This is a genomic window from Mucilaginibacter sp. McL0603, from assembly GCF_049992945.1.
Taxonomy (GTDB): Bacteria; Bacteroidota; Bacteroidia; order Sphingobacteriales; family Sphingobacteriaceae; genus Mucilaginibacter.
In genome coordinates this window covers 1,741,083-1,763,765 of sequence record NZ_CP188251.1, presented here as the reverse complement: position 1 = coordinate 1,763,765, position 22,683 = coordinate 1,741,083, and the positions used below count along the sequence as shown (strand labels likewise).

General features: G+C 40.6%; 20 protein-coding genes. 9 read left to right on the top strand and 11 right to left on the bottom strand.

All coding sequences use genetic code 11. From position 1 onward, the window contains the following. Positions 1-213: 213 nt before the first annotated feature. The 3 genes from ACPPVU_RS08145 to ACPPVU_RS08135 all read left to right on the top strand — a co-directional run bounded on the left by ACPPVU_RS08145 (position 214) and on the right by ACPPVU_RS08135 (position 5,161). Positions 214-681, top strand: a complete 468-nt coding sequence (locus ACPPVU_RS08145) for a MarR family winged helix-turn-helix transcriptional regulator (RefSeq protein WP_426671193.1) — start codon at positions 214-216, stop codon at positions 679-681. Positions 682-830: 149 nt separating this feature from the next. After that, entirely contained in the window at positions 831-3,626 is a 2,796-nt protein-coding gene (locus ACPPVU_RS08140) for a TonB-dependent receptor domain-containing protein (RefSeq protein ID WP_426671192.1), read from the top strand. A 71-nt stretch (positions 3,627-3,697) separates the two neighbouring features. Then, positions 3,698-5,161: a hypothetical protein gene (locus ACPPVU_RS08135; RefSeq protein ID WP_426671191.1), complete on the top strand. Its 1,464-nt coding sequence runs from the start codon at positions 3,698-3,700 to the stop codon at positions 5,159-5,161. An 83-nt stretch (positions 5,162-5,244) separates the two neighbouring features. Here ACPPVU_RS08135 and ACPPVU_RS08130 read toward each other — a convergent pair whose 3' ends face one another. The 5 genes from ACPPVU_RS08130 to ACPPVU_RS08110 all read right to left on the bottom strand — a co-directional run bounded on the left by ACPPVU_RS08130 (position 5,245) and on the right by ACPPVU_RS08110 (position 12,032). Then, a complete protein-coding gene (locus ACPPVU_RS08130; RefSeq protein WP_426671190.1) occupies positions 5,245-7,677 on the bottom strand; it encodes a TonB-dependent receptor domain-containing protein in 2,433 nt (810 codons plus the stop codon). A 2-nt stretch (positions 7,678-7,679) separates the two neighbouring features. Then, positions 7,680-9,047: an HTTM domain-containing protein gene (locus ACPPVU_RS08125; protein WP_426671189.1), complete on the bottom strand. Its 1,368-nt coding sequence runs from the start codon at positions 9,045-9,047 to the stop codon at positions 7,680-7,682. 4 nt (positions 9,048-9,051) lie between these two features. Then, positions 9,052-10,158 carry an imelysin family protein gene (locus ACPPVU_RS08120; protein WP_426671188.1) on the bottom strand — a complete coding sequence of 369 codons (1,107 nt, stop codon included), beginning with the start codon at positions 10,156-10,158 and terminating at the stop codon, positions 9,052-9,054. A 78-nt stretch (positions 10,159-10,236) separates the two neighbouring features. Next, positions 10,237-11,319, bottom strand: coding sequence for a DUF4856 domain-containing protein (locus tag ACPPVU_RS08115; protein ID WP_426671187.1), 1,083 nt, complete (start codon positions 11,317-11,319; stop codon positions 10,237-10,239). Positions 11,320-11,417: 98 nt separating this feature from the next. Continuing rightward, entirely contained in the window at positions 11,418-12,032 is a 615-nt protein-coding gene (locus ACPPVU_RS08110; protein WP_426671186.1) for a response regulator transcription factor, read from the bottom strand. A 652-nt stretch (positions 12,033-12,684) separates the two neighbouring features. On the opposite strand from ACPPVU_RS08110, the gene ACPPVU_RS08105 reads away from it, so the two are divergent. The 4 genes from ACPPVU_RS08105 (at position 12,685) to ACPPVU_RS08090 (ending at position 15,293) form a co-directional block, all read left to right on the top strand. Then, positions 12,685-13,521 carry a hypothetical protein gene (locus ACPPVU_RS08105; RefSeq protein ID WP_426671185.1) on the top strand — a complete coding sequence of 279 codons (837 nt, stop codon included), beginning with the start codon at positions 12,685-12,687 and terminating at the stop codon, positions 13,519-13,521. Positions 13,522-13,581: 60 nt separating this feature from the next. Continuing rightward, positions 13,582-14,193, top strand: coding sequence for a class I SAM-dependent methyltransferase (locus ACPPVU_RS08100; RefSeq protein ID WP_426671184.1), 612 nt, complete (start codon positions 13,582-13,584; stop codon positions 14,191-14,193). Between the two features lie 22 nt (positions 14,194-14,215). After that, positions 14,216-14,635, top strand: a complete 420-nt coding sequence (locus tag ACPPVU_RS08095; RefSeq protein ID WP_426671183.1) for a DoxX family protein — start codon at positions 14,216-14,218, stop codon at positions 14,633-14,635. 124 nt (positions 14,636-14,759) lie between these two features. Further along, positions 14,760-15,293 carry an OmpA family protein gene (locus ACPPVU_RS08090; RefSeq protein ID WP_426671182.1) on the top strand — a complete coding sequence of 178 codons (534 nt, stop codon included), beginning with the start codon at positions 14,760-14,762 and terminating at the stop codon, positions 15,291-15,293. Between the two features lie 61 nt (positions 15,294-15,354). Here ACPPVU_RS08090 and ACPPVU_RS08085 read toward each other — a convergent pair whose 3' ends face one another. After that, complete coding sequence (locus tag ACPPVU_RS08085; protein WP_426671181.1) at positions 15,355-15,744, bottom strand: iron chaperone; 390 nt, start codon at positions 15,742-15,744, stop codon at positions 15,355-15,357. A gap of 131 nt (positions 15,745-15,875) precedes the next feature. Here ACPPVU_RS08085 and ACPPVU_RS08080 point away from each other — a divergent pair, with 131 nt between their 5' ends. Further along, entirely contained in the window at positions 15,876-16,961 is a 1,086-nt protein-coding gene (locus tag ACPPVU_RS08080; protein WP_426671180.1) for a substrate-binding domain-containing protein, read from the top strand. 407 nt (positions 16,962-17,368) lie between these two features. On the opposite strand, the gene ACPPVU_RS08075 is transcribed toward ACPPVU_RS08080, so the two are convergent. From ACPPVU_RS08075 to ACPPVU_RS08055, 5 genes are read right to left on the bottom strand one after another with little or no spacing between them, the layout of a single operon-like run. Then, on the bottom strand, positions 17,369-17,794 hold the full coding sequence (locus ACPPVU_RS08075; RefSeq protein WP_426671179.1) for a ubiquinol-cytochrome c reductase iron-sulfur subunit: 426 nt from the start codon (positions 17,792-17,794) through the stop codon (positions 17,369-17,371). Positions 17,795-17,805: 11 nt separating this feature from the next. Further along, complete coding sequence (locus tag ACPPVU_RS08070) at positions 17,806-18,774, bottom strand: DUF5777 family beta-barrel protein (protein ID WP_426671178.1); 969 nt, start codon at positions 18,772-18,774, stop codon at positions 17,806-17,808. Positions 18,775-18,803: 29 nt separating this feature from the next. Beyond that, positions 18,804-19,346, bottom strand: a complete 543-nt coding sequence (locus ACPPVU_RS08065; RefSeq protein WP_426671177.1) for a YceI family protein — start codon at positions 19,344-19,346, stop codon at positions 18,804-18,806. 1 nt (position 19,347) lies between these two features. Further along, positions 19,348-20,784 carry an outer membrane beta-barrel protein gene (locus ACPPVU_RS08060; RefSeq protein WP_426671176.1) on the bottom strand — a complete coding sequence of 479 codons (1,437 nt, stop codon included), beginning with the start codon at positions 20,782-20,784 and terminating at the stop codon, positions 19,348-19,350. Between the two features lie 2 nt (positions 20,785-20,786). Continuing rightward, complete coding sequence (locus tag ACPPVU_RS08055) at positions 20,787-21,419, bottom strand: RNA polymerase sigma factor (protein ID WP_426671175.1); 633 nt, start codon at positions 21,417-21,419, stop codon at positions 20,787-20,789. A gap of 400 nt (positions 21,420-21,819) precedes the next feature. Here ACPPVU_RS08055 and ACPPVU_RS08050 point away from each other — a divergent pair, with 400 nt between their 5' ends. Next, positions 21,820-22,632, top strand: coding sequence for a glycosyltransferase family 2 protein (locus ACPPVU_RS08050; RefSeq protein ID WP_426671174.1), 813 nt, complete (start codon positions 21,820-21,822; stop codon positions 22,630-22,632). The last annotated feature ends 51 nt before the right edge of the window (positions 22,633-22,683 follow it).

Below are 22,683 nucleotides of genomic sequence, written 5' to 3'. Positions count from 1 at the left end.
CTATCACCGGTCTGTATTCTTAAAAAACACCCTCAAATTTCCAAAGTATTTATTATTTGGACAATTAACGATCTGAACTTTTCTCCGCAGGTATTTTAATACCCAATATTGAGCCTTCGGCTTCAATACTAACCATTCTGAGTTGCTAACAATTTTTTAAGGTTACAATGCTTGTAAAACCAAGCGGATTTACCGGCATCTTCAAAAACAACAATGAATTACGGAGAGGATCTTAGCTTGCAGGTCATGCTGGCTAACAAAACATATCATCAGCATTTATTTAAAATATTAGAAGATGTGGATATTCACCATCATTACCAGGTGTTATTACTTATCAACCGCCTGGGCGGTAAAACCACACAAAAAGTATTGTGCGATAATTTGCAAATAGAAAAATCAAATATGGTCTCTATCATCGACCTGTTTGAAAAAAAGGGGTATATCACCCGGGAAATGAATTACCGCGACAGGCGCGGAAAAATGATTGTCTGTACTCAAAAGGCCAGGGAGATAATTACCACCTTCATGCACGCGTTCAACCTTTTACAAGACAATATTGTACATGACATATCCTGGCAGGAAATGCACAATTTTTTACATGTGCTAAAAAAGATCAATCAAAACCTGTTGAACCTTGGCAAATTAAAGGTAATTGAGATAGAAAACAACTCGGTATTATGAGTACGTTTTACATGACAAGCATAAATTTAAAAGTAGTTGTAAAATTGAACCATTGTTAACTGCATGTTAAGAAAATGATGATAGTTTGATAATTGCCATAATTCTTTTTGATGTTTTGCACAAAATAGCTTTGCAGCAATCATTAAAACGTGAAGAAACTAGCTTTATCATTAATCATATTCCCAGCCTTTTTTGCAGGATACACTACCTGCTTTGCGCAATCAACAAGTGTAATAGCCGGAAAGGTTACCGATGAACAATCAGGAGAAACTTTGATTGGTACTACCGTTGCCATACAAGGCGACAAAGCAACAGCCACTAATGTTGAGGGCCGGTATGTATTAAATGTAGCTACCCAGGGGAAGTATACCGTTGTTGTCAAATACCTCGGGTATCAAACCAAAATAATAAACGATGTCGATGTACATCCCGGGACGATTACCAGCCTTAATATTATATTGAAGCCGGATGCGTCCCGGGCTCTTACAGGAGTCTCGGTAACATCATCTTACCGGAAAGAATCGTTAAACTCTTTATATGCGGCACAAAAGAACAATGCCGCAATAACCGATGGTATATCTTCGGAGAATATAAAAAACACGCCTGATAAAAATACTTCCGAAGTATTAAAACGTGTTAGCGGCACAACCATTCAGGATAATAAATTTGTGATCATCAGGGGTTTAAGTGACCGCTACAATACTGCCCTGCTTGATAACGCCCCCCTGCCCAGTACAGAACCTAACCGTAAGGCATTCTCATTTGATATTGTGCCGTCAAACCTGGTAGACAATATCATTATAAACAAAACAGCAACCCCCAACCTTCCGGGTGACTTTGCAGGCGGGGCAGTACAGATCAATACCCGCGATATCCCGGATAATAACTTTACCACCCTGAGTTTGGGATATATCTATAATACGCAAACCACTTTTAAAAATTTCAGAAGCGGGTACCGTAATACATCTGACTACTTTGCTTTCGACAATGGCTCAAGAAAGTTGCCGGACAATTTTCCGACAACAAACCAGGTGGTTAGTTCTTCGCTTACTCCACAACAAAACATCGCTGCTTTAAATTCATTTAACCCCGACTATAACATCTACCATAGCAATGCTATCCCGGGACAAAATTACCAGCTATCACTAGGTAGGGTAAAAGATATAGGTTCTAATGGCAATAGGTTCGGAGCTATCATAGCGCTTACCTATCGCAACTGGCAGCAAACCAACCCCGAGGTGGAAAGAAATTTCTACACCTTCAATTACTCTGATGCACAATATAAGTTTTCGACCAATATTGGTGCTTTAGCCAACTTTGCATACACCTTTGGCAAAAACAAAATCACATTTAAAAATATATACAACCGTGTTTTTGACGACCAATTTCTTTATCGGACGGGTGAAAATACCGCTATCTCAAGTGATATACAGTTCTACGCATTTGACCTGATACAAAAAGCCTTGTTCAAGTCGACAATAGATGGTGAACATGCATTTGGCAGCAAAAATTCGAAGATAAAGTGGACCGCGGGTTATAGCAATATCATTAATGATCAGCCGGACCAGCGTAAAACCAGTTACTCGCGTAATATAAATGATCGTAATGACCCATCTGTACCATACACCGCCAATGTGCAAGGAACAATTGGTAAGGAAAATACCAGGCTGTTTTCATACTTGTCTGAAAACATTTATTCGGCCGATGTAAACTACACCCTGCCCTTAACCATGTTTAAACAAGTGGCTACGTTTAAAACCGGTTTAGGATCGCAATACCGTAAAAGAAATTTTGATGTAAGGTTTCTGGGGATGCTGATAAGTGATCGGGTGCTAGATGGTGATGAACGGAATGCCATTGCACAAAGACCATTATCCACTTTGTTTGGCACCGATCTGATAAATGCGGGTAAATACGATCTGAAGGAAATAAACGGTGATGCCGACTCCTATTATGCCAATGCATTTGTTAATTCGGGCTATGTAATGCTTGATAATAAATTCGGCGAAAAATTCAGGCTGGTATGGGGTGCACGGGTTGAACAGTTTGATCTTAATCTGACTGCCAACAGCACATCAATACCGAAAACAACGCTTAATAATGTTGATGTATTGCCATCTGCTAATTTTACCTACAGTATTACACCTAAAGCAAATTTCCGTTTATCATACTATCGCACGCTTGCACGGCCTGAATTTAGAGAGCTTGCACGTACCTCCTATTATGATTATGAATTGCTTGCCTTGCAAACAGGCAATCCAAATCTAAAACGAGCCCTTATTGATAATGCTGATATAAGGTATGAATTCTATCCTTCGGCAGGGCAGATCATGTCGATATCAGGCTTTTACAAGAAATTCACTGACGCCATTGAATCAAACATTAATGATGTTAATGCCTCGACACCAGAAATAAGCTACCTGAATGTTAAAAAAGCAACAACCTACGGTGCTGAGTTTGAATTAAGGAAGACGCTGGATTTCATAGGTAATCAAAAAGCGTTGAAAAACACAACGCTGTATACCAATTTAGCCCTTATAAAATCAGAGGTTGAAGACCCTTTGCTGATCGGTACAAAACGGCCCATGGTAGGCCAATCGCCTTACGTTGTTAATGCCGGTATTTTACACACCGAATTTGAGCAGAAACTAAGCTTCAATTTATTGTTCAACAGGATGGGCGCGCGAATATTTAAATCGCGTGGTACCAACTTCCCAAACATATATGAGAGCCCACGAAATGTACTTGATTTTCAGCTGGGTTATAAAACCTTTAAAAACCGGGGCGAATTTAAATTGAACGCTGCCGATCTTTTAAATAATAATTACCTGTTTTTCCTTGACTACGATAATAACGGAAAGTTCTCAACCAGTACCGACAAAATATTCAGCCGGTACAAACAGGGTACTAATGTGTCACTGTCATTTACCTATTCATTTAATTAATAAAGCTATCAATCATTGGTAAAATCAACAAACAAAAAGTAAGATCAAATATAAATTTTAAAAAAAAGAGTATGAAAAAGCACGGATTATTATTACTATTTGCGGCAATGTTATTTGCGGCATGTTCTAAAAAAGAAACGACGCCACCGGTAACTCCTCCGGTAGTCCCTCCTACAAGTGATGTAGTTGAGGTGAGTGGTGATATTAAAACTGCCACTACATGGAAAGCCGATAAAATTTATTTTCTGAAAGGCTTTGTATATGTAACTGATGGCGCAACGCTAACCATAGAGCCGGGCACCATAATTAAAGGCGACAAAGCCACAAAAGGCACTTTAGTAATTACCCGCGGCGCTAAGATCGAAGCTGCCGGAACAGCAGAAAAGCCAATTGTTTTCACTTCAAACCTGGCAGCAGGTGGCCGGTCGGCCGGAGATTGGGGCGGTATCATCTTATTAGGAAAAGCACCAGTAAATCCAACTACTACGCCTAATATTGAAGGTGGATTAGACCCTAAAGGTGATCCTGGAAAATATATCCAATACGGTGGCACTGATGCCAATGACAACTCTGGTACGCTTAAATACGTCCGCATTGAATATGCCGGTATCCCATTTTCACCTGACAATGAAATTAATGGCCTTACTATGGGCGGTGTAGGAGCAGGTACAACCTTAGATTATATCGAAGTTTACAAATCAGGCGATGATTCATTCGAATGGTTTGGTGGAACGGTAACTGCAAAGCACCTGATCTCTATAGGCGCCCAGGATGATGATTTTGATACAGATTTCGGTTTCTCTGGTAAGGTTCAGTTTGGTTTGGCACAGCGTGCTCAGGTAATTGCCGATTTTTCGGGTTCAAATGGCTTCGAATCGGATAATGATGCTGTAGGCTCAAATAACACTCCGCAAACAGGAGTTATTTTTTCAAACATGACTATTGTTGGCCCGTTATTATCACCAACAACTACATCTGGAATTAATGCTAACTTTCAGCATGCTGCCCAAATACGCCGCAACTCATCTTTAAGTTTGTTCAATTCGGTATTGACCAATTACACTGAAGGCGTTTATTATGACGATGGCTTACCTGCAGGGTCATCTGTTAATTCATCTGCAAACTACCTGGCTGGCAGAAGCGTAGTAGCCAATAACCTGGTGTTTGCATGTAACTCAAAAAATAACGAAGTAAAGGGCCAAAATAAAGCCTTATTCGAAACTGCACTTAGGGCTGCAAATACTTTTGACAATACTAAGGGTGCAGCCGATGAGATGACAGACCCATTAAAATACGGATCTGATTTTAAAGCCCCAGGAAATGCCAATTTAGGTATACCTGATTTCACTGTAAAGGCAGGTAGTGCAGCTGCAACAACAGCATCGGTATTTACCAGTGCGAAATTTACCGGTGATACATTTTTCGACAGAACGGCTACTTATTTAGGTGCATTTGGCTCAACAGATTGGTCTGCAGGCTGGGCAAGTTACGATCCTCAAAAATTACCATATACAACACCGGGTGTGGTAAAATAGTAAATACCGGGTTAAATTAAATTTCAGAAGGCTCGCTATTTATAGTGGGCCTTTGTTGTTTACCCCAAAAGACTTTCGTTTTACTACAATTTAATCTGCAACGTCAGGAAAAAGCCCCTTGCGTCGGCCGGGATAATACCAGGCCCCGGATAGCTATCCGCACGACGGGTAAAGTATCTCGCATCGGCCAGGTTATTGACTGAACCCTGTAAACTAAATACTTTGCTCAGTTTATATTCGGCCGAAATATCCATCACCGTATAAGCCGGGATCAGGCCCGTAATGGCATCAGCACTAACTGTTGCATTGGTGGCATCTGAAAATTGGGAACTGGTATAGCCTACCTGGTAACTGGCCGAAAATCTTTTATACCTATAAGATAATCCCGTTTTAAAGATCACATCAGGCGCCAATTCCACTTTCTTATTTTCAAACGCTGGCTCCTTACTGTTTACATAACGCGCATTGATTAGGGCGAGGTTGGTAAATATGGAAAGTTTGGTATCAGTTAACTGCGGGTTGAAAAAATGCAAAAGCTCCAGTTCGGCGAACGACTCTAAACCAAGATTACGTGATTGGGATACATTGGTGCGCAACCTGTAAATATTAAAGCTCACCGGGTCCACTGCCTGCACACTGCCTATCCGGTTATTATAATTGATAAAAAACAAGCTTACATCATAATTGAAAACACCTGATAAATTCCCCCTCATCCCTAAATCAGCAGAATAACCTTTTTCATCCTGCAGGTTAGGGTCAGATTGAGAATTTTTATTTGCCGAGTGTATATCGTTAAAATTAATGCCTCTGTAATTTTGAGAGATATTGCCGTAAAACTGAGTGGCCTCACTTTGATAATAGCTTAAGCCGACACCGCCGATAACAAAATGCCTGCTCCTGTTCCTGACATCGTTTACAGGCTGACTAAAAATAATATTACCCGCCTGATCCTGTACATAGTTGGTATAGTTACCATCCGCTTTAGTTATAATGTTCTCGAACCTTACACCCGGTATAATGCTGAATTTTGGGGTGACCCTGAATATGTTTTCAGCAAATACGGATTCGTTATAGTTTGGAAATTTATAGTCGGAATAAGCATAACTATCGGAGCTCTTATAATCAAAATCAGAAGGATCACCTGTGGAACCATTGTTACCCAGTCCCTGCTGGCGGTGGGTATGCCCGTCATAATAGCGGAAACCCACTAACAGATTTTGAGACTCATTACCAATCTTATAGGAATATAATAAACGGCTCTCGTTACCAAAGTTGGTGTATTTATCTTTGAATAGCTGTCTGTCGCCACCCGGATCAGCCCGGTTGATAAAATCCAAATTGCCCAAAGCATCTCTATCAGCTATTAATCCAAAGAAACGCGAGTTAAACTTTAAATGATCATTGATCTGGTAATCCAGTAATACAGCTCCCAGCCCCCAATTTACTTTAAACCAATTGCGTTCACGTACAGATTGATGCGGATCTGCGTCAAACTCTGCATCAGTAAGGCCGCCGGGTTGATGAGCCAGATAATCCATATAAGTATACTGGAATGTTACGGCAAACTTTTTTGTGGCGTTATAAGTAACAGCAGCGTAAGCCGTATTTACATCGAACTCCGAATTTGGGCGCCATCCATCACCTGATTTATGCTGAAAAAAAACATAGTACTGTATCTTCTTGTCTGTACCGCCAATGCTGGTTGTGGTATTTAAAAAACCCCATGAACCTACTGTTTCACGTGCCGTGATCTCAAAAGGCTTGTCTATCGCGCCCTCCTTTAATTTAAAATTGACAAGTCCTCCAAACTGGGTTCCATACTGCAATGATGCAGCTCCTCTTAATATTTCTATACGGTCGGTCAGTTCTGCAGGAGGGGTATAATAGCTTTCAGGATAACCTAACGCATCTGCACTCAAATCATAACCATTTTGGCGGGTATTAAAGTTAGTTACCCGGTTCGGGTTTAACCCTCTGCCACCTATACCCAGTTGTATGCCTGCGCCATCATTTTCCCAAATGTTTAATCCTGCTATTTTGGAGTAGATCTGCCGGGTGTTATTGGTTGCCGTATTGGCGGTAATATCACCCAATACTACTACTTCACTTTTTTTTCCGGCATTAATGGTAGTGCCTTCTACCGCCTTTAGACGGGTGACACCAAATGTTTTTTCTTTTTCAGCCCGTATGTTCACATCTTTTAATTGCTGAACACTTTTGTCTATAACCAAGTTGATCGTTAAGTTGCCGGATACGTTAATGGAACGTGTTATTGTTTGATAACCAATTGCCGAAACCTGGAGGGTGTAGTTACCTGTTTGAATGTTTTTTAACTGATAATAACCTGCCGTATCACCTGTGCTGGCATATTTAGTGTTCTTCAGTATTACCGAAGCATTAGCGACATCCTCACCTGAAGCGGTTTTAATGCTTCCGCTGATTGTGAAGTTTTGTGCAGAACATTTAAGCGATATAAAAATTGATAATAGGATAATAGGAAAGAAGAAATGCTTCATTATTATTTTGTTTTAAATGGTATGATCCATTTTTTATGTTCAAGGTTTTCCTGTTCATTAGCCAGGTTCACTGTACTGTCGATATACAGCCTGGTGCCGCTCCCATTAAGGGTTACATAGCTTTCGGCAGTTACGATTGGGTTTTTGATGCCTCTTTTTTGATACTCGCTTGCAAGAAAATGTGCGTATTGCAAGATCATGTCCGGCTGAGTGGACATCTGGGCTTCCTGAAAATCAGTGAGGTATTGTGAATTGATGATCTCTGTTTTCTTATCTGTCAACGGGTCTTTTACATGGAAGAAAGCTGATCCGCCTTTTTCCATTAGCATAACCCGCCACGAAAACCGGTATCCTTCCTCCGTCCAGTACAATTTGCCGGGATACAATAAATAGCGGAAAGGCAGCAGTAACTGAACAGTAAAATGAATTATCAGTATGGTATAGATGATACCTTTTAAGGTAATGGAAAGATGATAGCTTTTGATTACTTCTTTTTTTACTGCCGATCTTAATCTTATCCGACTTAAGAATTGAATGATCTTCAGATGCGTTTTTTCCGAGAAGAAAATGATGGTTACAAAGATCATGATATACGGAAACATCCCGATCTTAAAAAACCAGCCGGTTACGAGGTGAAAAATGATCACCAGTAAATACGCTGCCTTACGTGTTTTAGCATTTAACAGCAAAAAGCCAATAAACAGATCGAACAAAGCCCCAAACCAACTGAAGACATAAGCGACCCATAAATGGGTAAGTAAACCACCGATAACGGGAAGATGACTATTTGCAGGCAACCATATCCTGAGCGGCATTGCCGCGATCAGCCAGTCATAATTCAATTTTGAAACACCGGCAAAGAAATAAACCAGTAATAGCTGTAATTTGAATATGTTGATGGTCCAGCCGGGTACATGGGTCACCAATATTCCTGGTTTTCTTAAAACATCGAGCGAAAAATAGCGGTTGGCAGGCACCCATATCATTAAAAAGGCCATTACACTGATGAAATAGTAATGATTGAGATAGGTGGTTTTATCAATCAGTTCGACATAAGTAAAACAAAGAAAATAAGTAATGACCGCTGTCCTGTAAAATAAACCGACGGTGATCATTAATGCAGATAGAGCGAGTAAAGCAAAAAGCAGGTACATACCTGTAGCACCAAGTGGCTTTACCCAATCAAATCCGTAAAAGGTAAAGTGAAACGCGGGTTTAATATAATACGCGTTCACCCATCCCTTTAACACAAAGCGGACAGTACTGATCAGCATAATGACTCCGAACGCTATTCTTAATACAGCAAGCGGAGCAATATGCCTTTCTTTACCAAAACAGACGCTGAACTGCTCTTTTATAGAATGGAGCATGCGATTAATCCCCGTCGTTATCCCCGTAAGTAATTAAAATACCTAAAGAAGAAGGCATATCCGTTTTAAGCAGTACCGTTAGTTTTTGCAGTTCGGTATAAGCGGCTGTTACTGCGGTATTGTTATTTTTTATATTGTCGGATAACGGGTCTGTTAAGGCCTGCAATTTGGTAATGGCGGTGGCGAACTGTTTTTCAATCACTGTATTTAAAGGGCTGCCGTCGCTGTATTTGCCATTGGCCTGCGTTAGATAATCATCAAGCCCCAGCCCGTCTTTCCCGTTGTAGATATCCTGAATGGCTTGTATGTGCAGGAGCGCCAGTTGAACTGACATTTTGGAATAATAAGCCTGTACCTTTTGCGGGAATGTAGTTCCCATGGATTGTACACCGGCAGGTATTCCGATCTCGTAATTTTTAAGGATCTCGTAATCGTAAACCAACTGATTAACCAATTGGCCGGCTGAACTACCCTGGTCCGTACCATCAGCATTAATGAAGGTGGTTTTATAAGCGCCGTTCCAGGCAGTCAACACTGTTGTGGCATTGGTTTTAAGTTCGGCAGATAAGGCAGCAAGGTAAGTTTTCCGGTTAGCAGCTTTGCTATCTGTAGTGTATAGTAACAGGATGGCATTATTATCTGCCCCTACACCAAATAACAGGTAATCCATTGCAGGCAGGCCTTTTGCCGACAGGTTAGCCAGCAAAGCCGGATTATATGTGTTTGTATTGATATTGCTGTTGATCTGCGTAACATCAGCGGGATAGGTATTGGTATTTACCCTTAAATCCATCTGCCCGGCTGGTCCGATCTCAAACACGGAAGTTGCCTGCCATTGTTTATAGGTGGCTTTAAATGCTGTTTGCAAATCTGTTAATGTACCAGCGGCCGGATTTGCATTAAAGGCGGCCACCGCGGCGTCCAGGCTAACTGCATCCGCTTGAAAAGCAGTATAAGCCGGCATGATAATGTTGGTGCTGATATTCGTCAGCATGCCTTTACGGTCAAATGAACTACTGCCCGATGGTTTATTTTCTCCGGATTTAGAACAGGATTGGATGATTACCAATGTTGAAGCAGTTAATAAAGCTGCAAAAATGAGTTTACGCATAATGTGATTTTTTATAGTAAAACCACCCGTGCAATACTAACACAGATGGTCGTTCTTATAGATATTTGTATAGTTCTTTTAAAGGATGTCTTTCACATCTTCAAAATTGTATTGTTTAGCCACAGCATCTCGTATGTTATTGACGTCAGTCAGCGTTAAATCATAAAAGTTTTTTGGGAACAGGGCCAATATGGCATTGATCTGCGCATCCGTAATACTCTTTTTAGGATTGTATTTTAAAGAGTATACAAACCCATAGCATTCTGATAGTCTGCTGTTTCTTGCTATATTATCATTTATTGATTCTTTTACTTCTTTAACCTCCTGCAAAGCAGCTGCACCAGTCAGCCTTTCCATAGTACTCATAATAATGTTAGCCTGCTCAGTGATGGTTGGTTTATCTTTGGCACTGATTGCCGCCCTACCCTTTAAAAAAGCACCTATCAGAATTTTATTAGCCTTATAACCCGAATCCACTTGTGTGCTATAACTTCCCCAAAATTTGACGCCTGTTTTATTGGTTGGAAAATCAACCGGAACGCCCCAGTAGCCAAAAGCCATATCCCAGGCATGCTCCATGGCGGTTTCGCCATTAACAACAGTCGTATTATCGATAGAAAGTTTTGAGATGGCGTCCATAGTAGTAACGATCTGGTAAGTGATCAAACCGCCCATGGTACCTTTATTAAATACCTGTGCGTAGTTAACGCCTGTTGCTGTCAATGCATATTTGCTTGCGGTATTAGCCGAACTTATACCAACCCCGGCCACACCCCTGGTTGCAGATTGGGTTGACTGGCTAACTTTTACCAGGCTATCAATAAAATTGGCAGCATCTGTTTGATAAAGTGCTGCACTTTGATCTTTTATTTGTATACCCGAGGTATTGTAGGCAACGGTTACAAAAGGAGAACTTGTATTCGCGAACATGTTCTTCAACTTCGTTCCGTCAAGCGTGCCGGTGAGTGCAGCTTTCATAACGGTTTGCATTTCAGTAACCATGCCCAAACGGCTAGTGGCATCCGCGAAGTTCGCATTAGCAAAATTATAGGTTGTTGGTACTGTGTAAGTTGGCACCGGGTCGCTTGATGACTTTTTACAGCCTGTAGCAATAAGTAACACCGCAGATATAAGACTGAATACGGTAAATGATTTGTTCATGATTAAGTCGTTGTATATTTATTTCGGCTCAAAATTAGAGCTAACGACAGGGGAAGCCAATACCCCCTTGGGGGTAATTTATAATTAGTCTAAATAAATTATAACGTTGATTGAATAAGAGAAGCAAACTCAGCTGTATTTTTAAAAGTAAAGCCTAGTTTTTTAATAATATTCTTCCGGTGGGTTTTAACGGTATGGATACTTAGGAACAGCTTTTCCGCGATCTCCTTATTTGTTCTGCCTTCAGCGATCAGATGAATGATCTCTGTTTCGCGAGAGGACAACAGCGGTATATCATCAATGCTTTTACCTCTTATTTTATTACCGAAAAGCGTATTTAAGATGCTTTCACAAAAAAACTGTTTTCCTTTCGCCGCGGCATATACGGCCTGAATCAGCTCCTGCCTGCTGCAGTCCTTGCTTACCTGTGCTTTTATTCCCAAGCCAATAAGTTCAAGTATTTCGCTTTTTTGCTGTTTGTTTGATAACACCAGCATATGGGCAAAATCAAATCGAGCGCCTATTCTTTTTACTTCAGCGGTATCTAAATGATCTACAATAATAACATCAGGTTTGTATGCTATGATCATTTGTTCCAATTCAACCCTATTAGTTATTTGTTTTATAATATGAATGTCTGTCATGCCGGAAAGTATGAAAGCAATCCCTTCGCGTGTCAATAGTTGGCTGTCGGCAATCAGAACATTGATCATTGTTATAATTTAGTCTAATTCTAAACAATAATACGGAGGATATTTGAAACCTACTGCGTATGATTAAAATTTTTCATGAATCAGGCGGTCTGGCCACGAGGGTGTATAGTCTAAGCAATCACATTAAAGTTTTTATATAAATCAGATTATTGGTTGAGTTAAGATAATCCCCGAACCAAAAAATAATTAAATTATACAGAAACCTGGTTTGCAATTTTAGTTAAAATAGAAAAACCACTTTTCTATGAAAAAAAAGTGGTTCCAATTTTTTTTGTTTTCCTGCATGGATTCGAACCACGATCGTCTGAGTCAGAGTCAGAAGTGTTAACCGTTACACTACAGGAAAATATAAAGCCTTAAACTAAAAATCCCCTTAGCTTCTCTAAGAGGACATCAGGTATTTTAATTTCAATACACGCTATCCTCTTGGGTTGATACCCTGCTGCAAATGGCGTTGTATTGGTTTTGTTTTCATCGTTGCAATGTTACAAAATCTGCCGCAAATAAAAAAAACAAAAATATTCCCCCTATGGTTGTAAATACAGCATAAATAAAATAAAAATACCTTTTAAATTATATTAATTACCAATGTCTTTTTCCGTACTTTGTATTGTCTAAGTATTTCGGGTAATTTCTTGTAATTAAATAACCTATGAAAAACATTTTGATATTCAATGATTTTTCTCCCGAGGCTGAGCATGCAACACAACTTGCCCTGCTTTTAGCCGGAAAAACAAATTCCAATTTATATGTGTGGAACACTTTTGACAAGTATGAAAATCCTGTAGCCAGGGAGCTTGCGGTTGCTCATGCCAATGAGGAAGATGCCGAAATAAAGGCCGATAACACCAACTGGATATTAAAATTAGAATCAAAATTAAACTGGGAAAACGGTTTATTACCTGTCGTAAAATTTATTGAAGGGATAGATTACTCGCCACTGCAAGTATTGTCCGTAGTAAAAAAATATGATGTAGGCATATTGGTCAGGGGAATTACGGGGGATGGCGAAGAAATACTTCATATTGAGGCAGAAGTACTTAGCTGCTCTACCAAATCAGGATGCCCTATATTATTGATTCCGGAGAAATTTGAGTACAGGATGTTTGAAAAAATAGTATACGCTACCGACCTGCGGTTTTGCAGGCGTGAAATTGTAATATTTTTAACCCAATTAGCCAAATCCATTAACGCCAGTGTGCTGATAGCCAATATCTCCACACAGGGCCTGCCGCATATGGAAGAAAATTATGCCCGCACTGTTTTTGCTGACACCATATTGAGCCGGGATAATCAGGAACACATTTATTTCAGCAATATAAAGGAAAGAAATGTGGCCAGGGCGCTTGATATATTGGTAAACGGCATGAATAACGACCTGGTGGTGTTGGTAAATAACAAGTTCCACTTTAAAGAATTGGTGGGGCATAATATGCCTTATACTATACCGACTAATATAAATGTACCGTTGTTGATATTTCCATCATAAAATACTTTTATATACTGTGAGCTTTGATTGAAAATCCTATTTTAGAGGCTTTATAAATCGATGCAAACCAACCTTAAGCAAAACTTCGGCGATATTGATATTTACCTGTTCGATCAGTTATTGAAAGGCACGTATGACAATTGCCAAAGAGTGCTGGATGCAGGTTGTGGTAGCGGGCGCAACCTATTGTATTTTCTAAAAAATGGTTACGAGGTATATGGCATCGACCCAAATGCTGAAGCAATAGAGACGCTTAGATCTTTAGCCAAAGATATTGCACCCAAAAATTCTCAAAACAATTTTAAAGTTGCCAAAGCTGAGGACCTGCCTTTTGATGGCGCGTATTTCGACCTGGTGATCAGTAGCGCTGTGTTGCATTTTGCAGAAAGCGAAGCACATTTCGACACTATGCTGAATTCTATGTGGCGGGTTCTAAAACCCGGCGGCTACCTGTTTGCCCGTCTGGCATCTGATATTGGTATCGAAAGTTTGGTATTCCCAATTGGAAAAGGCCGCTACCTGTTACCAGATGGGTCAGAACGCTATTTGGTGAATGAACAAATACTGCTCAATTACACCGCATCGCTCAATGCACAGCCGCATGAACCTATAAAAACCACCAACGTGCAAAACCTGCGCTGCATGACTACCTGGTGCCTGCAAAAACTTTAAATTTCAGTACTTTTAAAGCTTTATGAGTGATCAAACATCCAGAGCAGCAGGCATATTCTTTACAAGAGCATTACTTGGCATAATCTTAATAATGCAGGGATATGGCAAGATATTTACCTATACGGTACCCAAAGTGTACAATATGTTCTTTAAGGATTTCGAGGCCACCTTTTTACCAAAATGGCTGATATGGTGTACTGCATATTATACTTCTTACGTCGAACTGATCTGCGGGTTTTTATTGATCATAGGGCTTTTCAGAGAGTATGCCTTATACTTTCTTGGCGTCGATCTGCTTATCGTTTCTTTCGGACATGGCATATTAGAGCCTATTTGGGATTTGCAGCATGTAATACCCAGGGCTATTTTGCTTATCACACTTTTATTGACTCCGCAACAATGGGATCAGTGGAATGTTGATGCTCTTTTTGCGAAAAAATGAGCCCATTGATCATCCTCAATATGAGCATTTATCAACAAAACAAAAAGAAAACAAGTATGGATTTACTTGCTTTCGGCAATAAGCCATAGTTGGATGTCGTTTATCATCCTAAAACATCTTTATTATGAAATTTTTAAAATCCAATTTCTCGTTAATTCTTATTTTAACAGCAATTATTTCATTACAAGCTTGCAAAGCAAAAAAGAAAATAGTACAGGAGCCGCCACCACCTGCAGAAAATCCTGCACAACCTGTGCAGCAAACACCACCGCCGCCGCCACCTGCGCCCGATCCACAACCCGTAGCTCCTGCACCTGCTCCACCTGATTATAATTTCAGTAACATTCAATTCGAGTTTGACTCAGGTATATTAACAACAGAATCATACCCGATACTGGATAAGGCAGCAGCCGAAATGAAAAAAGATCCTTCAATAACATTTTTACTAAAAGGTTATGCATCAGCCGAAGGAACAGACGAGCATAACATGCAACTGTCTATAGATCGCGCTAATTCTGTAAAAGCATACCTGGTGAATACCGGGGTAAGCGCGGCCAATTTAACCACCCAGGGTTATGGGGAAAGCAATCCGGTGGCCGATAATAGTACCGAAGCCGGAAGGATTATAAACCGCCGCGTAGAAATCAAAAAACACTAATTATATTTTCTTAATGATGAATCCCGGCAGGTGTGAACAGCCGGGATTTTTTATGCCTTATCTATTTCTCCCTCCTCGTAGTTGCCCGCATCTCGTTTTCCTGTACTCGGGCTAAAACAATGCGGGTAATTATTTCAACCGGCAAGGGTTCATCAGGGTTAAAATGCAAGGTCATGCCTGATAATTTGCATCCGGATAACTCATTCTTTATTTGTTTAACCAGCTTACTGCTCATTGTATACAAACTGCAATATTCTTTGGTAGCACCAATTCCTACCAGCATATAGATGTGCTTAAAGCAATGCACCTGGTAACTAAACATTTCTTCGGCATCAGGCACGATGGATTTTATAAGCTGATGAAGCCCATTTAAGCAATCTCTGAACTGCGGTTCCTGTGTTAATAAGAAACTGCTGAATGAATATTCTGGCTTGGCTTTTTCGGGTTTCATTATTGTTACATAACTTTTCCAAACTAAGTTAATCAATTAGTCGTATAAAGCTGTGAGGACATTTGCATTATTTTAAGCTTATTTGCGACGATTTTTAATAAATGGAGTACATTTAGCCCCCAGATTTCGGTATGAAAAAAGCTAACGTAACAATAAAGGATATTGCTATAAAAGCCGGAGTATCAACCGGTACTGTCGATCGTGTCATCCACAATCGCGGCCGTGTAGCACCCGACGTACAGCAGCAAGTACGTGAAATTTTGAAAGAGATGAGTTATGAACCCAACCTGATAGCCAGGGCCCTGGGTTCAAGAAAAGAACGCCATATTGCAGCGCTTATCCCTAATCCTTCTTTTGATCCATACTGGCTTGGTCCGAAAGAGGGTATTGACAAAGCCGAAGCCGGCTTAAAGCAATATGGAGTAAGTATCCAGCATTATACATTTAATCCTTACAATGTAGATTCATACATTGATAAAGCTAAACAGATCACAAGAACGAAGCCTGACGGAATATTTGTGTCACCCATTTTTTACCGGGACACTATGCCGCTTTTTAAAGAGTGGCAGGATAAAAAAATCCCGTTCGTATTGTTCAATAACCAGATCAGTGAGTCGGGTGCGCTAAGCTATGTGGGGCAAGACCCCTATCAAAGTGGTTTGCTGGCAGGCAGGCTGGCACATTATGGCCAAACAGAACCCTGTGTTATGTTGGTATTGCATATTGATGAAGAAATAAGCAATGCCTCACACCTGGCAAAAAAAGAACAGGGATTTCGTGATTATTTTAAACAAAACAACCTCGAAGATAAGTATCCGGTAATAAATGTGCATCTTAACAGGCCTGAAGCAAATGGTTTTTCTGATCAGCTGGCCAGTATTATTGAAAGTAAACCTACTTTAAGATGTATTTACGTGACATCTTCAAAATCATATGCGGCAGCCGCATGTCTTGAGCAAAATAGAATTACCCATATTAAATTAGTTGGGTATGACCTGCTGCCAAAAAACGTCGACTATTTAAATAAAGGCACTATCAATTTTCTCATCAATCAAAATCCAAAAGGACAAGGTTACTGGGGGATACAGCAATTGGCAAACCACATGATATTTAAAAAGGTGGTCTCAGGGCTTAAATATCTTCCTCTGGATGTGATTACCAAGGAAAACGTAGCTTATTATATGGGTGAAGAACCGATATATGACCTATACCAATAGAGAAAACTAGTACACCGTCCACATATTCCAACCTGACATACTTAACGCCAGATTGGTGTTCACGTCACACATGAACACTTATGAACGCCATTTAACAACCTCATTATAAGATTTTTATATTTTTATAGCTACTGACAAAACAGTGTCACCACAATATTAAACTTCAGTTATCTCACCTATAAAAGAAAAGTCCGGCACGCACTGGCCAGGTCTGCCTCTTTAATAAAATAGTCACGGGAACTCTCCGCTTTTGCCTCCCCGGCATTCTCGGCCAGTTTGGGGAGGAACCGATCTATGACTTATACCAGTAAGGGAGAACCGATCTGGGTCATAAAATGATCGCTTAAAAAAAATGCCGGGCGCCCCAATCAGCACCCGGCAAATAAAAAGTCAATCTAAAACAAATATTATGATGAAACGGTAAGTGTACTGCCGCTAATTGTCACGGTGTATTCTTGCAGTGCTGCCGATGCCGGTCCCTGAATTACTGCACCTGAAGCATTGAATTCGCTGCCATGCCTTGGACAAATAAATATCCCTTGCGCTACATTGTAACCAATAGAAGCACCCTGGTGCGTGCAGGCCACCTGCACAGCAGTAAATGCATCTGCCATATTGCCGGTTGCTAATCTTACAAGAATAACACCCTGCTGCACCGTTGAATCGCCAATATTAGCAAGCTGGCTGCTCAGGTCCACTGAGAATAAATTACCACTATTATTTTTTGGTGGCGTAGGGTCATTACTCTTGCTTCCGCATGAGATCAGGCTGCATCCCGTGCATGCTGCTACTAGTCCAATTCCAAGTTTTGATATAAATTCGTGTCGTTCCACGAACGAATCTACTAATATTTAGCCTTATCCCCATGGTTAAAGTCAAACATACGCGATATAGTGAAGCCTAAACGGAACTGGCCCCTGCCAAAATCCTGCCGCGTGCTGCTCAATGTATTAATTTGCGAAATGCTATTAGCATTGGTGATATTCAGCGTAAATACGTGGCCTCCTGTTTCCACCTCGATACCAAAACCTAACGGATCAGAAAAACCATTTGCCCCGGTCCTGTAGCTGGAGAATGAATGCTCATAGTCGGCAACAATACTCATATGCGTGGTTATTTTATAACGTGCCGCGCCTGATAGCGCAAAAAATCCTTTAGCACTTGATGGTATATCCGGGATGGCGACATTATTTTCATCGTAAACAAGAGGGGTATTACTGTAAACATAAATCGGCGCTACCTGGAACGAGAATTTAGACGAGAATTTACGTGAAATAATCGCCTGTCCTAAAAAGGAATTTCTTTCGGCATAACTTTGGAAATCGCCGTAGGGCCTTACGCCATAATCGCCTACCAGGGTGATTGCCACAGGCGAACTATTATCCACAGTTTGATGCAATACAGCATATTTCAATCCCAGTTCAATTAATTGCCCGATGGTGCTGCGACCAAAATCGACATTCAGGTTATCGGTAATACCATATTCAAACCCGATATAAACATCTTGTACCCTATCAAGCCCATACAAAGTTTTTGCACCAGCTTCAGAGGTGGCCATATCTCCAAACCGGTGAATCACCAGGAAATTGAGATTCTTTTTCTTTACCGTTTCTGTAGTTGGCGAAAAGATCAGGCGGGTAGCTTTAAATGCTGCTAAAACATCCTGATGCTTATCATCAGTACTCATAGCGTTCAGTAATGAATCTGCTGATGTTTGCTTGGAGTCGCTTTTGGATGGTGTGGTTGGTTTCTGCTGCGCCTTTAAACCGGCAGCAAGACATAAGAATGTCAAAACGATGATAATTTTTTTCATAACAGGGTTGTTTAAGTTTCTGACGGATTTCATTTTTTATAAGCTGTGTATGTAGCCGATACACGGACACGAATACTCTCGGCAATATGGTGAAACACGATCTGAGGTATTTCGATATGATGATCGGCACATTTAACCATAAATTCTGACGTCATTGTTACTACGCCGTTGCTTACTTTAAGGTTGCCTGCTATGGTGCGTGTTTGTGTCACTCCATGTACCTGGAAATCACCGGTTGCTGTTATCGGGTAAGTTCCGTCTTTTGAAAGGTCAGGGTGTTCCTGTACCTTACCTTTAAAAGTAGCCTTTGGGAACTTATCGCTTTCCATATAATTTTCATTAAAATGCACTTCCATAAGCGATTTAGGAAAATGGAAGTCACGTATAGGCACACTAAAGGCTAAGTCGCCGGTAGTGGAATTATAAACCGATACGCCATCGGCTGCATTGGCCTCGATATCTTCTATCGGTGCACTTGAATAAATATTGATCTTGGCATTTTTACAGGTGTAGATGTCCTGCCCTGCCTGGTTGATCGTCCAGGCAAGTAAAATCATAGCGATATATTTCATTTTATTTTGGTTTTGAAAATGCGTTTAAATTCCAGCTAAGGCCTAAAGCAATGCCGGATGAACGCAGCCTTACCTGGCTGGCCCCCACATCAGTTAATGGTATTTTTAAATATGGTTGAAGAATAACACCCATTTTTGAATTTATTTGATGCGCATAAGTGGCATTCAAATTCAATACGCTTAAAATATTTTGGTTTTTATTGATTACTGTATAATGTGTAGGGCCTGTAGCGTTGTATGGATCAGCATAATTGAACTGATAATCCTCGCGCAGCATAAAATAGGATGATAAACCGGTACCTACAGATATCCTGTTTGCATTTTGACTATAAACCCGGTAATTAACAAGCAAAGGTATTTCCAGCATGCGGCAATCGGCATTCACAGTTGTTGGCGGATTTTTAAACTGATAATTTGTATTATAGTTATCAAAATTGGTCAGGTATGGTTTAATATCATAGGTGGCACCTGTGCTGAGGGTCCATTTTTGGGCAAAAGTAACCGAGAAAGCAGCACCGAAATTACCACCGACCTTACTTTGCTGAAAGGCTGAGTTCACGCCGTTCAAATCTGAGGAAGCCCAAATACTTACAGCATACTGTGGATGGCTGCCCATTTTTTGCTGATTACCAACTTTAACGCTTGACGGAGTGGTAACAGTTGCGGATGCAAGGGCATTAGCTGCATTGTCTTTTTGCTTTTGGTTATCTGCAGTACCCAATGAGGTTTTGCTATCGGCCGTGCCCAACTGGGTTTTGCTATCAGCTGTGCCCAATTGTGTCTTACTGGCTAAAATATTATCCTGAATATCTTTCTGTTTTTGATCGTCAGCGGTACCCAATGCGGTCCTGCTATCGGCTGTACCGGGTTGTGTCTTTCCGGCAACCACGTTATTAGCAATAACCCGCTGATCACCTATGGTGTCAGGCTGAACATTATTTGCCTTTGATCCATCAGCAGCCTTGTTTATATCTTTCCCGGTAGCAGTGCGGCGATCCTTCCCGGAAGATAAGGTAAAGAACGAGTTGCTTTTTTGGCCATGACTCTGCGGAGATGGCTTTACAGCATATTGGGCAGTTTGTGTTTGCTGTTTACTGCTATCTGCCCCTTTCCGGGCAGGTTCGCCGCTAGTACCGGTATTATTTTTCGCCTGGCTGGCAGAATTGGTATCCGGATGAGCTGTAATCGCCATCTGCTCCTTTTTGCCTGGCTTAACCACTTCGGGTTTTAAAAACAAATAACCTAAAAATATTAATATCAGGGCTGCTGCGCTTCCTATTATAGGGAGCCAAAAAATAATGGCAGGACGTTTTTTGCCTTTATCGAGCATTTGCTCCATAGCATCCCAATCCGCATCTCTGAATGCGGGTTCGCTGACCGGGTCTTCCAGCCCCTTTTTAAATAATTTGTCTAAATCTTCGTCCTTCTCCTTACTCATTATTAAATATTTTTCCTAAAATCCATCTTGTTGATATCAACCATATTGATAGCAACAATGGGTGAATAATCCATGCCTTTATTATAGTTGGAATTGCCCGACTGATCGGCTTCCAATATCATTTGTTTTAGTTTTTGCCTGGCCTTGTGCAAGTTTGATTTTGAAGTGCCGGATGATATACCCAGCATCTCTCCTATCTCCTCATGCGAATAGCCATCAATAGCAAACAGGTTAAATACAGTACGATAAGCATTTGGCAGCTTTTTTACCATAGCCAAAAGATCATCGTAGTTGAGTTTCCGGTCGGGCAGTTCGCCATCGCTTATGCCTTCGGCCTTATCCAGGTCCTCGGTATAAGCCATTTTGAGGTTAGCGCGATAATAATCAATAGAAACATTCATCATGATCTTCCCGAGCCAGGCCTTAAACGGACGCGTGGTATCATAGGTTTCTATACGTGTAAACACTTTGTAGAAACCCTGGTTCATTACCTCGGCAGCCTCGTCACGGTTATTGGCATAACGCAGACATATGCCCATAGAAAAGCCATAAAACGCTTTATACAGCATTTTTTGACTACCTCTTTCCTGCCTAATACAGCCGCCGATCAGTTGATGTAACTCTTCGTCTCCCATCCGGTAACCTTGTTATCCTTAATAAATTTAACCTTATCTGCCTACATCACGTTGTGCGGCATATAAAGGTTGCCTTTGGTCATAAAAAAATAATAGCCACAATTTAAATATCTAATAGTCAGATATTTAAATTTATATTTTTTCAACAATATTTTTAGATAAGTATTTGAATAATATAGGGTTTTATAATGTAATAATAGTGATAATACGTATAGATTGGGTTGATTGTTGCATTATGAACTGCTTGCTGACTTACTCCCATACCCTCTTTCCGCGTAACGAAGAGAGGGCCACTGAGCGAAATAATGACCGGGTGAGTTAAAAATAAATTATTTTATTCCCCTCAGGCAACCTTTCATTCCCTGCCATCGTGATAATTTTATACCAAGCACACATTTACATGGTTCCTGTTTCTGTTGTTATTATTACTAAAAATGAGGCCGAAGTGATCGCCTCGTGCATCAATGCGGTTAAGTTAATTACCGACGATATTATCGTAGTCGATAATGACAGCACCGACGGCACCCCGGATATCGCCCGTAAATATGGTTGTCGTGTTTATCGCGAAAACTGGAATGGCTACGGTGTCAATAAAAATAAAGGTATAGCATATGCCAGGTATAATTGGATACTGAGTATTGATGCTGACGAAATAGCCGACCTTGACCTCGTAAGCGCGCTACATGAAGTAAAACTGAATGATGCCACTATCGTGTACGATATCAAGTTTATATCCTATTACGGAACAAAGCCAATACATTTCGGCAGTTGGGGCCGAGATCACCATATCCGCCTGTTTAACCGCAAGATGGTGAAATGGTCAGAGTCGCCGGTGCATGAGACGTTGATGTTGCCGAAAACCGCTACTGTAAAAAGAATAAAGGGTCATCTGCATCATTATTCGGTAAAGGATTCCGTTGAATTTACCCGTAAGGCTGATCATTACGCACAACTAAGCGCCGGGAAATACCTGGTTAACAATAAAAAACCTACCTTTCTTAAACTGCATATTGCACCCTTGTTTCATTTCCTTAAAAATTATATCGTATTTTTCGGCTTCCTGGATGGACGCGAAGGCTTTATGATAGCTAAAATGATATCAAGGCATACCCGGTTAAAATACCGTTTGCTGAAGGAGCAGCCTCTAATTAGTCTCCAGGAAACACCAAAGGTGAAGGATAATTTGGTGGCGGAATATAGTATTGAGTCTTAGTCCAAAGCCGTTAGTTCGAAGTCAGAAGTCAAAATAATACCTAACTTATGA

Bases quoted from the DNA above. Each gene is read 5' to 3' on its own strand.
- ACPPVU_RS08145 (WP_426671193.1), top strand. From the start codon at position 214: ATGAATTACGGAGAGGATCTTAGCTTGCAGGTCATGCTGGCTAACAAA.
- ACPPVU_RS08135 (WP_426671191.1), top strand. From the start codon at position 3,698: ATGAAAAAGCACGGATTATTATTACTATTTGCGGCAATGTTATTTGCG.
- ACPPVU_RS08130 (WP_426671190.1), bottom strand. From the start codon at position 7,677: ATGAAGCATTTCTTCTTTCCTATTATCCTATTATCAATTTTTATATCG.
- ACPPVU_RS08125 (WP_426671189.1), bottom strand. From the start codon at position 9,047: ATGCTCCATTCTATAAAAGAGCAGTTCAGCGTCTGTTTTGGTAAAGAA.
- ACPPVU_RS08120 (WP_426671188.1), bottom strand. From the start codon at position 10,158: ATGCGTAAACTCATTTTTGCAGCTTTATTAACTGCTTCAACATTGGTA.
- ACPPVU_RS08115 (WP_426671187.1), bottom strand. From the start codon at position 11,319: ATGAACAAATCATTTACCGTATTCAGTCTTATATCTGCGGTGTTACTT.
- ACPPVU_RS08110 (WP_426671186.1), bottom strand. From the start codon at position 12,032: ATGATCAATGTTCTGATTGCCGACAGCCAACTATTGACACGCGAAGGG.
- ACPPVU_RS08105 (WP_426671185.1), top strand. From the start codon at position 12,685: ATGAAAAACATTTTGATATTCAATGATTTTTCTCCCGAGGCTGAGCAT.
- ACPPVU_RS08100 (WP_426671184.1), top strand. From the start codon at position 13,582: ATGCAAACCAACCTTAAGCAAAACTTCGGCGATATTGATATTTACCTG.
- ACPPVU_RS08095 (WP_426671183.1), top strand. From the start codon at position 14,216: ATGAGTGATCAAACATCCAGAGCAGCAGGCATATTCTTTACAAGAGCA.
- ACPPVU_RS08090 (WP_426671182.1), top strand. From the start codon at position 14,760: ATGAAATTTTTAAAATCCAATTTCTCGTTAATTCTTATTTTAACAGCA.
- ACPPVU_RS08085 (WP_426671181.1), bottom strand. From the start codon at position 15,744: ATGAAACCCGAAAAAGCCAAGCCAGAATATTCATTCAGCAGTTTCTTA.
- ACPPVU_RS08080 (WP_426671180.1), top strand. From the start codon at position 15,876: ATGAAAAAAGCTAACGTAACAATAAAGGATATTGCTATAAAAGCCGGA.
- ACPPVU_RS08070 (WP_426671178.1), bottom strand. From the start codon at position 18,774: ATGAAAAAAATTATCATCGTTTTGACATTCTTATGTCTTGCTGCCGGT.
- ACPPVU_RS08065 (WP_426671177.1), bottom strand. From the start codon at position 19,346: ATGAAATATATCGCTATGATTTTACTTGCCTGGACGATCAACCAGGCA.
- ACPPVU_RS08060 (WP_426671176.1), bottom strand. From the start codon at position 20,784: ATGAGTAAGGAGAAGGACGAAGATTTAGACAAATTATTTAAAAAGGGG.
- ACPPVU_RS08055 (WP_426671175.1), bottom strand. From the start codon at position 21,419: ATGGGAGACGAAGAGTTACATCAACTGATCGGCGGCTGTATTAGGCAG.
- ACPPVU_RS08050 (WP_426671174.1), top strand. From the start codon at position 21,820: ATGGTTCCTGTTTCTGTTGTTATTATTACTAAAAATGAGGCCGAAGTG.